Origin of the sequence: Streptomyces sp. OfavH-34-F (genome assembly GCF_022347745.1) — a bacterium.
Lineage (GTDB): Bacteria > Actinomycetota > Actinomycetes > Streptomycetales > Streptomycetaceae > Streptomyces.
This window is the reverse complement of the sequence record NZ_JAKRGC010000228.1, coordinates 1-10,420: the sequence shown is the minus strand read 5'-3', so window position 1 is coordinate 10,420 and position 10,420 is coordinate 1. Positions and strand designations below refer to the sequence as shown.

General features: G+C 72.0%; 7 protein-coding genes. 5 read left to right on the top strand and 2 right to left on the bottom strand.

Annotation, left to right across the window (positions count from 1 at the left end):
- On the bottom strand, nt 1-1,088 hold a 1,088-nt coding region (locus MHW47_RS25780), incomplete at its 3' end, for a macrolide family glycosyltransferase (RefSeq protein WP_239226158.1).
- Between the two features lie 241 nt (nt 1,089-1,329).
- Nucleotides 1,330-2,721: a lipase family protein gene (locus MHW47_RS25775; RefSeq protein WP_239226157.1), complete on the bottom strand. Its 1,392-nt coding sequence runs from the start codon at nt 2,719-2,721 to the stop codon at nt 1,330-1,332.
- 191 nt (nt 2,722-2,912) lie between these two features.
- Here MHW47_RS25775 and MHW47_RS25770 point away from each other — a divergent pair, with 191 nt between their 5' ends.
- The 5 genes from MHW47_RS25770 to MHW47_RS25750 form a co-directional block, all read left to right on the top strand.
- A complete protein-coding gene (locus MHW47_RS25770) occupies nt 2,913-3,731 on the top strand; it encodes an SAM-dependent methyltransferase (RefSeq protein ID WP_239226156.1) in 819 nt (272 codons plus the stop codon).
- Between the two features lie 79 nt (nt 3,732-3,810).
- Nucleotides 3,811-4,887 carry a hypothetical protein gene (locus MHW47_RS25765; protein WP_239226159.1) on the top strand — a complete coding sequence of 359 codons (1,077 nt, stop codon included), beginning with the start codon at nt 3,811-3,813 and terminating at the stop codon, nt 4,885-4,887.
- A 37-nt stretch (nt 4,888-4,924) separates the two neighbouring features.
- Nucleotides 4,925-5,359: a helix-turn-helix transcriptional regulator gene (locus tag MHW47_RS25760; protein WP_239226155.1), complete on the top strand. Its 435-nt coding sequence runs from the start codon at nt 4,925-4,927 to the stop codon at nt 5,357-5,359.
- A gap of 54 nt (nt 5,360-5,413) precedes the next feature.
- The gene (locus MHW47_RS25755) at nt 5,414-7,789 is read left to right on the top strand and encodes an excinuclease ABC subunit UvrA (RefSeq protein WP_239226154.1); all 2,376 of its coding nucleotides are present in this window, start codon (nt 5,414-5,416) and stop codon (nt 7,787-7,789) included.
- Between the two features lie 711 nt (nt 7,790-8,500).
- The coding region (locus MHW47_RS25750) for a nitrate- and nitrite sensing domain-containing protein (RefSeq protein ID WP_239226153.1) at nt 8,501-10,420 on the top strand (1,920 nt) is incomplete at its 3' end.

The following is a 10,420-nucleotide window of genomic DNA, read 5'->3' as shown; positions in this document are numbered from 1 at the left end:
GCGACCTCGGGGTCGCCCACGAGCGCGTCGAGGGCTTCGCGCAGCGCCTCGGGGGTGGCGTCGTCGGTGTCGAGGCGGCGGGCCACCCCCAGCTCGACCAGCCGGTCGGCGTTCATGAACTGGTCGACGCCCTGCGGGACCGCGATCATCGGCACCCCGCTGTACAGGCCCTCCGAGCTGCCGCCCATCCCGGCGTGCGTGACGAAGGCGTCCGCCTCCCGGAGGATCGCCAGCTGCGGCACCCAGCGGTGCACCTCGACGTTGCCGGGAATCGAGCCCAGCTCCGCCAGGTCCGTCTGCTTGCCGATCTGGAGCACCACGTGCCACCCGGCCAGGTCGCCGAAGGCCGCCAGGCAACTACGGTAGAACGCGGGCTGGTTGGTGTACGCGGAGCCGAGCGAGATCAGCAGCACCCGCTCCGCCCCGGCGGGCCGGGGCCAGGTCCGCTCGTCGCCGCGCCCCGCGAAGCACGGCCCGACGAAGGTGACCGTGCCGGTGTCCACGTCGTCGGCGTGCGGCTGCATCGCCCTCGGGATCAGGGCCAGGGTGTGGTCGGGGCGGCCGACGAAGGCGTCCATGTCCCGCGTGGTCGCGCCGCAGCCCGCCAGCCACTCGGTGAACCTCGCCCGGTAGGCGTCGGCGCCCGGCAGCGCCCACAGGTGGGCGGCCACGTCCTCGGCGTAGCTCCGCCAGCCGACGAAGGTCGGCGACAGTTGCATCAGCCGGCGGTTCTGGGACTCGGCCAGCACCCGCGCCGGGTAGGCGCCGATGTCGTACAGGTAGAGGTCGGCCGGATCCTCGTCGTAGACGGCGCGCAGTTGCGGCAGCACGTGCACGGCGTCGTCCAGGAAGAGGCCCATGGCGGCGATCGGGTCGTCCGGCCAGTTGTGGTCACCGACCGGGAGCCGCGACTCGTACGGGACGAAGGCGGCGCCGGTGTCCTCGATGCGCGCGGCCATCAGCGGGTCGTTGGCGTAGGTGACGCGGTGGCCGCGGGCCACCAGTTCGCGGATGATCTCGATGCTGGGCAGGACATGGCTCACGGCGGGAATGCCGACCATGGCGATATGGGCACGGCGACGTGACATGGGATCACTCGTTTCAGCTCTGCGGCGGATGTGGATACGGCGAACCGGCGCGTCGCCACCCCGGCGGTGCCTGGTGGTGGGCGCGCTCGCGCGGTGCGCCGGACGGGACCGGGGGCGTGCCCCCGTCCGCGTCAGCCGTAGAGCTGCACGATGTTCATGCGGCGACCCTAGACCGCGCCCCGGCCCGCGCGCATCCGCATTTCCGCGGTGCGCGCGGGCCGGGGCCGGGCCGGGGGCGGGGTCAGGGCTGGATCGGCATGGACCAGCAGTTGGAGACGGCCCGCTTGCCTTCGAGGCGGTCGGTGATCCAGGAGATGGCGTCGCCCTGGTCGGTGATGAGCGGCACCATGTGGTTGGTGAGGATCTTGTCGCCGAGGTTGGGCAGGACGACGGCGTCGTAGGTGACGTCGCCTCCCTTGCGGCACCAGTCGACGGCGAGCTGACGCGCCTGCTTGTGCGGCACGATGTCGTCCTGGGTGCCGGTCGCCACCCGCACCGGGCCGGTGGGCTTGAGAGTGCCGATGCGCTGCTTGTCGAGCGCGGCCTGCGCCTTGGGCTCGGCGGCGATGATCTCGCCGAGGGACTTGCCGCTGGTGGTCCACTTGCCGCTCTTGGCGAAGCCGTAGCCGAGGATCGCGTCACCGACGCACATGGTGGAGGCGTTCTTCAGGGCGGCCCGTCCGGCGTCGTTGATGTTGTTCTCCACGACGTCGCGCAGGTCCGCGTCGGCCTGGGCGAAGCCGTTGATGGACCAGGCCAGGGCGCCGGCCAGGGCGCTGCCGTCGATGCCCTTCATGGTCGCGGTCAGGTCGGCGGGCGGCGCCCCGGCGTAGGTTCCGGCCAGGGCGATCTCGGGGGCGTACGAGGGCTGGAGCTCGGCGGCGGAGGCGCTGGCCCCGCCGCCCTGGCTGTAGCCGTACAGGCCGGTCCGGGAGTCGGGCGTCAGCGAGGTGCCGGGGAGCCGGTGCGCGGCGCGGACGGCGTCCAGCAGCGCGTGGCCCTCGTCGACCCGGTTGACGTAGGTGTGCAGCCGGTCCGTGGTGCCCAGGCCCACGTAGTCGGTGACGACGACGGCGATCCCGGCGGACAGGAGCCGGTAGACGGACAGGGTCTCGTAGCCGATGGACACGGTCTCCGGCGTGAGGGACAGCGGGTGCTGGAGGGCCAGTGAGGGGGCGCACTGGTCGCCCTGGCCCATGGTGCCGGAGGCCACCGCGACCAGCGGCCGGGCGCCGCCGCCCTTCCAGGACGCCGAGGGCTCGATGTAGGCCCCGGTCACCGCGGCCGGCTGCCCGTTGGAGTCGGTCGTGCGGTACATGAGGCGGGTCGCCGTGCCGGGCATCGGCCGGCCGTCCAGGCCCGGCAGGTTCAGGCCGAGCGGCAGGGGTTCGGTGCGGATCAGCGCGCCGTTGGCGGCGGGCAGTTCGGCGGGCGGGTTGTAGAAGGACGGGATGGTCACACCCCGCGACACGACCGGCTCGGTGCCGTCCGCCGCCGACGCGGGCGCGGTGTAGGCGGCCACGCAGGCCGCCGCGGTCACGGCGACGGCGGCGGCGCGCAGGGCTCCGGCGCGCGGGCGGCGGGTGGGGGGTATGGGGAAGGTGGAACGCGAACGGCTGTACTCGCGGCTCACAGCTCACTCCTCGCTCTGCTCCGAATGACGGGTGAGCGCAAGCTAGCAGCGGGACTTACCGGTGGTAACCCAGCAGTAAGTTACGCGTTGGTAACTATCATGGAGGCCCCGAGCGGCCCTGCCCGGCCGGGGCGTTGCCTATTGTGGGCGCCACCTGATCATCCGCAGCCTCCCGCACCCAGGAGTTGGCCATGTCCCGACCGGAGAACGACCCCGCCGCCACCCCGCTCATCGACACCAGCAAGCCGCATCCCGCGCGGATGTACGACTGGTTCCTGGGCGGCAAGGACAACTACCCGGTCGACGAGGCGATGGGCCGTCAGATGCTCGCCGTCGAACCGAATGTGCCGGTGATGGCGAAGATCAATCGCGCCTTCATGCACCGCGCCACCCGCTGGCTCTCCGCCCAGGGTGTCCGCCAGTTCCTCGACATCGGCACCGGGATACCCACCGAGCCCAACCTGCACCAGGTGGCCCAGGAGGCCGCGCCCAGCACCCGCGTCGTCTACTGCGACAACGACCCGATCGTGCTGGCCCACGCCGAGGCGCTGCTCAAGGGCAGCCCCGAGGGCGTCATCGACTACGTGCAGGCGGACGCGCGCCACGTCGACACGATCCTCGAACGCGCCGGAAAGACCCTGGACTTCAGCGCCCCGGTCGCGCTGTCGATGATCGCCCTGCTGCACTTCGTCAGCGACGAGGACGGCGCCCACGAGCTGGTCCGCCGGCTGACCGACGTCCTCGCGCCCGGCAGCTACATGGTCATCTCGCAGATCACCGCCGACTTCCACCCCGAGGAGGCGCGCCAGGTGGACGAGATGTACCGGGCCAACACACTGACGCTGGCCCCGCGCACCCGCGCCGAGTTCGGCGCGTTCTTCGACGGGCTGGAGATCGTGGAGCCCGGCATCGTCGCCGCCGAGGACTGGCACCCCGAACTGGGCGAGCCCGTCCCCGGTACCGGCGAGATCGTCACGCCCGGCTATGTGGCGGTCGGCCGCAAGCCGTAACCCCCCGCCCAACCCCACCGGCCCGGTGGGCACTTGGCGCGGCCGGCGTCCGCACCCGGTGTCACCGGGCTGTGTGATGATGCAGAAAAGGAGTGGCCGGAAGGGGCGGGAGCGCAGCGTGAACCAGGGGTCATCCATACCGGACGAGGAATGGGAGCGCTTCCTGCGGGAGGCCGAGGCCGGGACGGGCGGCGCCCCCGAGGAGCCGTCCGCCCGCGCCCGGATGGTGACCCGGCGGCTGCACGACGAGCCCGCCCCGCCCCGGGGCTGGCGCGTCCACGAACCGCCCCGCAGGCAGCGCGGCGTCTGGTACGTGCTGGGCCTGGTCGTGGTCGTCGCCCTGTTCGTCGTCGCGCTCGACCCGGGCCGGGTGGCCGGCTGGTTCGGTTCGGACAGCGGCGGCTCCGCCCCGGCGTCCGGGCGGGCCACGCTGGACGCCCCGTTCGACGGCTCGCCCGCGGAGCACTGGGCCGCCGGGACGGCCGGGATCACGATGCCCTCGGCGCACGCGACCGGCTGGATGGACGAGAAGCAGGTCGGCGCGGCGCTGGACAGCAGCCTGGCCTTCCTCGTGGACTCCAACCTGGACCCGGCGGTGCTGCGCGGGGAGCGGCCGGTGAAGGCGATCGCCGCGCTCGACCCGAAGCAGGCCGACGTCAAGGAGTACCTGGCGCACGCCTTCGACCGCCCGGGCCGCGACGACGACCCGCTGCTGCTGTTCAGCCGCTTCGACCCGTCGTACGCGCGCCTGGCGGGCGACGTGATCAAGACGCGCGGCGGGCTCACCTACCGCAGGGGCGAGCGCGGCGCGGTGGACATCACCGCCGACGTCACGTTCGTCTACCCCGTCGTCCGGGCGGACGGGGGCAGCGACGAGGTCGCCCGTACGATCGTCCGCCGCGAGATCGTGATGAGCTGGGAGGACCCCGCCGAGGTGGACACCACGCCGGGCACCTTCTCGCTGCGCTCCTACCGGGTGGACTCCGCCAACGGCGGCTGCGAGAACACCACCGGCTACTTCGTCCCCGCGTTCGGCGAGGACCGGGGCGCGCCGGAGGGCGACGAGCGCGTCGACCCGTACGAGCGCGGCACGTCGATGGACGAGCGGATGCGGGACCGGGGCGCCGCCGAGTGCGGCACGGCCACCCGTACCTGACCCCGGGGCCGCCCCGGCGCGACGTACGCTTTCGGACGTGACCAGCAAACCCGACACGGCACGGCAGCTGCGCGACCTCGCCCGGCTGCGCCGGGTCCGCGACCGGATCGACCGCGAGTACGCCCAGCCCCTGAACGTCGAGGCCCTGGCCCGCGGGGCCCACATGTCGGCCGGCCATCTGAGCCGTGAGTTCCGGCGGGCGTACGGGGAGTCACCGTACGGCTATCTGATGACCCGGCGCATCGAGCGCGCGATGACGCTGCTGCGCCGGGGCGACCTGAGCGTCACCGAGGTCTGCTTCGCGGTCGGCTGCGCCTCCCTGGGCACGTTCAGCACGCGGTTCACCGAGCTGGTGGGCATGCCGCCGAGCGTGTACCGGCAGGAGGCGGCGCGCGCCACCGCGGGAATGCCGTCCTGCGTCGCCAAGCAGGTGACGCGGCCAGTCAGACATCGAGAAGCACCGCTGCCGTAGCCCGGGCGGCAGCGACGGGGCCGGACGACGGCGCCGCCAATCCAAGGAGACACGATGAGCAGGGCCACGGGTGCGCAGCCGCACCTCGCCGACAGCCACGACCTGATCCGGGTGCACGGGGCACGCGTCAACAATCTCAAGGACGTCAGCATCGCGATCCCCAAGCGCCGGCTGACGGTGTTCACGGGCGTCTCCGGCTCCGGCAAGAGCTCGCTGGTGTTCAACACCATCGCCGCCGAGTCGCAGCGGCTGATCAACGAGACGTACAGCGCCTTCGTGCAGGGCTTCATGCCCACCCTGGCCCGGCCCGAGGTGGACGTGCTCGAAGGGCTGACGACGGCGATCATCGTCGACCAGCAGCGGATGGGCGGCGACACCCGCTCCACGGTGGGCACCGCCACCGACGCCAACGCCATGCTGCGCATCCTCTTCAGCCGCCTCGGCACCCCGCACATCGGGCCGCCCAGCGCGTACTCCTTCAACACCGCCTCGGTGAAGGCGAGCGGCGCGATCAGCGTCGAGCGCGGGGACAAGAAGACCGTGAAGGCGACGTTCAGCCGCACCGGCGGCATGTGCACCGAGTGCGAGGGCCGGGGCACCGTCTCCGAGATCGACCTCACCCAGCTCTACGACGACTCCAAGTCGCTGGCCGAGGGCGCGTTCACCATCCCCGGCTGGAAGTCCGACAGCTTCTGGACGGTGCGCGTCTACGCGGAGTCCGGCTTCCTCGACCCGCACAAGCCGATCGCGAAGTTCACCGAGAAGGAGATGCGGGACTTCCTGTACCGCGAACCCACCAAGGTGAAGGTGGAGGGCGTCAACCTCACGTACGAGGGGCTGATCCCCAAGATCCAGAAGTCCTTCCTGTCCAAGGACAAGGACTCCCTCCAGCCGCACGTCCGGGCCTTCGTGGAGCGCGCGGTCACCTTCACCACCTGCCCCGCCTGCGACGGCACCCGGCTCAGCGAGGGCGCCAGGTCCTCCAAGATCGCGGGCATCTCCATCGCGGACGCCTGCGCGATGCAGACCAGCGACCTGGCCGCCTGGATCGCCGGCCTGGACGAGCCCTCCGTCGCCCCGCTGCTCACCGCGCTCGGCCAGACCCTGGACTCCTTCGTGGAGATCGGCCTCGGCTACCTCGCGCTCGACCGCCCGGCCGGCACGCTGTCCGGCGGCGAGGCGCAGCGCGTCAAGATGATCCGGCACCTCGGGTCCTCGCTGACCGACACCACGTACGTCTTCGACGAGCCGACCGCCGGGCTGCACCCGCACGACATCCAGCGGATGAACCGGCTGCTGCTGCGCCTGCGGGACAAGGGCAACACGGTCCTGGTGGTGGAGCACAAGCCGGAGACGATCGCCGTCGCCGACCATGTCGTGGACCTCGGGCCGGGCGCCGGGACGGCGGGCGGCACCGTCTGCTTCGAGGGCACGGTGGAGGGGCTGCGCGCCTCGGACACCGTCACCGGCCGGCACTTCGACGACCGCTCCGTGCTCAAGGCGGACACCCGCAGGCCCACCGGCGTGCTGGAGGTGCGCGGCGCGCACGCGAACAACCTGCGCGGCGTGGACGTGGACATCCCGCTCGGGGTGCTGACCGTCGTCACGGGCGTCGCCGGGTCCGGCAAGAGTTCGCTGATCCACGGTTCGGTGGCCGGGCGGGACGGGGTGGTGACCGTGGACCAGAGCCCGATCCGCGGTTCGCGGCGGAGCAACCCGGCCACGTACACGGGGCTGCTGGACCCGATCCGCAAGGCGTTCGCCAAGGCCAACGGGGTCAAGCCGGCCCTGTTCAGCGCCAACTCCGAGGGCGCCTGCCCCACCTGCAACGGCGCGGGGGTCGTCTTCACCGACCTGGCGATGATGGCGGGGGTCGCCACGGTCTGCGAGGAGTGCGAGGGCAAGCGGTTCCAGGCGTCGGTGCTGGAGTACCGGTTCGGCGGCCGGGACATCAGCGAGGTGCTGGCGATGCCGGTGGCGCGGGCGGAGGCGTTCTTCGGCTCGGACGAGGCGCGCGTCCCGGCCGCGCACCGCGTCCTCGAACGGCTCGTGGACGTGGGGCTCGGCTACGTCGGCCTCGGCCAGCCGCTCACCACGCTCTCCGGCGGGGAGCGGCAGCGGCTCAAGCTGGCCACGCACATGGGCGAGAAGGGCGGGGTGTACGTGCTCGACGAGCCGACCACCGGGCTGCACCTCGCGGACGTGGAGCAGCTGCTCGGGCTGCTCGACCGGCTGGTGGACTCCGGCAAGTCGGTCATCGTCATCGAGCACCACCAGGCCGTGATGGCGCACGCGGACCGGATCATCGACCTGGGCCCCGGGGCCGGTCACGACGGCGGCACGGTCGTCTTCGAGGGCACGCCCGCCGAGCTGGTCGCCGCCCGGTCCACGCTCACCGGCGAGCACCTGGCGCGGTACGTGGCCGGCTGAGCCGGGCGGGGGGCGGTTCCCGGGATGCGGGGATCGCCGCCCCACCCCTGACGCATGATCAGTTCAAGGCGGCGTGCCGTGTTCGCCGCGTCGATTTCAAGTTGGCCGGTTCGCGCAGGTGTGCGCGCGTGCGAAGGTCGTGACGAATCCTGACGGATCGCCACCAAGCCTGCACGGGGGGCCTCTTGAGCCGAAATCGAGCGGCCGGGCGCTCACCTGTGCGGGCCTGGGCCGGGAGGCCCGCCGAACGCCGATCCGAAACAATCGCCATCGCTAATCGGATCTAACCTTTCCGCAACATCCGGCCACCGGGCGGGGGTTGGCGCAGCGGGGACAGCGAGGGGGCTTCCGGGCATTCCGCCTGATCAGCGCCGACGGCCGTAACTCCCGTGGATCAAGGGGCAGGCGAGGTGAGCGGGCGCGAGCGACTCATTCCGCTTAGCGGTGCTCCGGGCCCCACCCGGACCGTACCGATCGAATCAGACCGTTTCCGCACACCTAACTGAACGCAAATTTTCGACGCTGCCCGCATCCGTGGTTGTGCACTAGGCATAGGATCAAGCCGCGCAACGTGAGCCCCGTCTATCCCGCCTGTCCCATCCGCAACTGTGCACACGATGTACGAGCGCCCCTACCGACACCCCACAACCCGTTAACAGGTATCTGCGTGTCACCGATACTCAGCACCGGTTCCGGCGATGGAGCCGCGCAGTGAAAATCAATCGTCGCCTCGTCCTGCTGGTCACCGCGCCCCTCACCGTCGCGGTCGCCTTCTCGGCCCTGGCCCTCGCCCCGGCGACCAACCAGGCACTGCAGGCCAACCGGCTGGCCAACATGGTCGACGTCGCCGCCCACGCGGCCGACTTAACTCATCAACTGCAGCGTGAACGCGCGGCAGCCACCGCTCTGATCTCCCATCAGGGGGACTCGGACGCCTTCCAGCAGAGCTCCGACGCGACCGACAAGAGCGTCGCCGCCTTCAACAGCCGGATCGGCCGGCTGTCCGAGGTGCCCGGAAGCGCCCAGGAGGCGCTGGATCGCATCGACCGCTTCATCGATCAACTCCCCGCCCTGCGCGCCCAGGTGCGCTCGGGCAGCACCACCATCTCCGCCCTCGCCTTCGGCTACCGCATCGTGATCGCGGACCTCAACAGCTACCGCGACGGCATCGCCCAGGCCGACGGCGTCGACGCCGACATCGCCGACCGCATCCGCGCCGCTGCCGCCCTCTCCGAGGCCGCCGAGCACACCGCGCAGGAGCAGGTCACCGTCATGAGGGCGCAGGCCGCCGGCGGCTTCACCGTCGCCTCGCAGCGCACCTTCGACGCCAGCCGGCTCGGCTACACCGAATCGACCGCGGTGATGTTCAGCCTCGGCCCCAGTGAGTGGCGGACCTGGCTGGAGCGCACCCTGTCCGGCCCCAAGGCCCTGGCCTCCCGCAAGCTCGAGGACAAGATCGGGCGCACCGACCCCAGCAAGCGCATCGGCGTCTCCCCCGCGGCCTGGCAGAAGGCAGCCGACGACCGGCAGACCCTGCTGCACCAGGTGGAGGAGCGGATCGACGAGTCCGTCGCCGCCACCGTGGAAGCGGAGCGCACCCGGCTGCTGTGGACCGCCGGCGGCGAGGTCGCCCTGGTGCTGCTGACCCTGGTGGGCGTCGTCCTCGTCGCCATCCGGCTCGGCCGGGTCATGATCCGCCGGCTGCGCGACCTGCGCAACGCCGCGCACGAGGTCGCCCACACCCGGCTGCCCGAGGTCATGAGCGAGCTGTCGCAGCCCGGCGCGCTGAGCGGGTCCACGCCCGAGCAGGTCGCCGAACGCACCGGCAACCCGATCGAGACGACGGGCGGGGACGAGATCGGCGAGGTGGGCGAGGCGTTCAACGCCGTCCACCACGAGGCGGTCCGCCTCGCCGCCGAACAGGCGCGGGTGCACGAGCAGTTCGCCGAGACCCTGGTCCGGGTCGCCCGCCGGGGCGCCCAGCTCACCAGCGTCATGGTGTCCGAGCTGGACGCCGTGCAGCGCGACGAGGCCGACCCGGAGCGCATGAAGACGCTCTTCGCGCTCGACCACCTCGCCATCCGCATGGAGCGCAACACCAACAACCTGCTGGTGCTCGGCGGCTACGGCAACGCACGGGTGCGGTCGGCGGACATCGCCGCCTCCACCGTCATCGTGGCGGCGGCCCAGCAGATCGAACGGTTCGACCGCGTCTCCCTCGGCGCCATCGAGGGCGGCATCGGCATCGCCGCCCGCGCCGTGCACGACGTGGCGCACATCCTGGCCGAGCTGCTCGACAACGCCACCCGCTTCTCGCCGCCCGACGCCCAGGTCGGCGTCGCCGTCTGGCGGCTGTGGGACCGGGCCGTCGTGCAGATCGTCGACGAGGGCGTCGGCATCACCGCGGACCGCCGCACCGTCCTCAACGCCGCACTGCGCGAGCCCACGGCGGGCATCGGCGACGTGCGGTCCATGGGCCTGCACGTGGTGGCCCGGCTCGCCGCCCGGCACGGCATCGTGGTCGAACTCCGCGACTCCTCGGGCCCCGGCACCATCGCCGAGGTCACCCTGCCCAAGAACGTGCTGGCCGAGGTGACCGAGGAGCCGGTGCCGGTGCCGGAGGCGCCCGCC

Coding starts and splice junctions, on each gene's coding strand:
- MHW47_RS25770 (WP_239226156.1), top strand. CDS start 2,913: ATGTCCCGACCGGAGAACGACCCCGCCGCCACCCCGCTCATCGACACC.
- MHW47_RS25765 (WP_239226159.1), top strand. CDS start 3,811: ATGCAGAAAAGGAGTGGCCGGAAGGGGCGGGAGCGCAGCGTGAACCAG.
- MHW47_RS25755 (WP_239226154.1), top strand. CDS start 5,414: ATGAGCAGGGCCACGGGTGCGCAGCCGCACCTCGCCGACAGCCACGAC.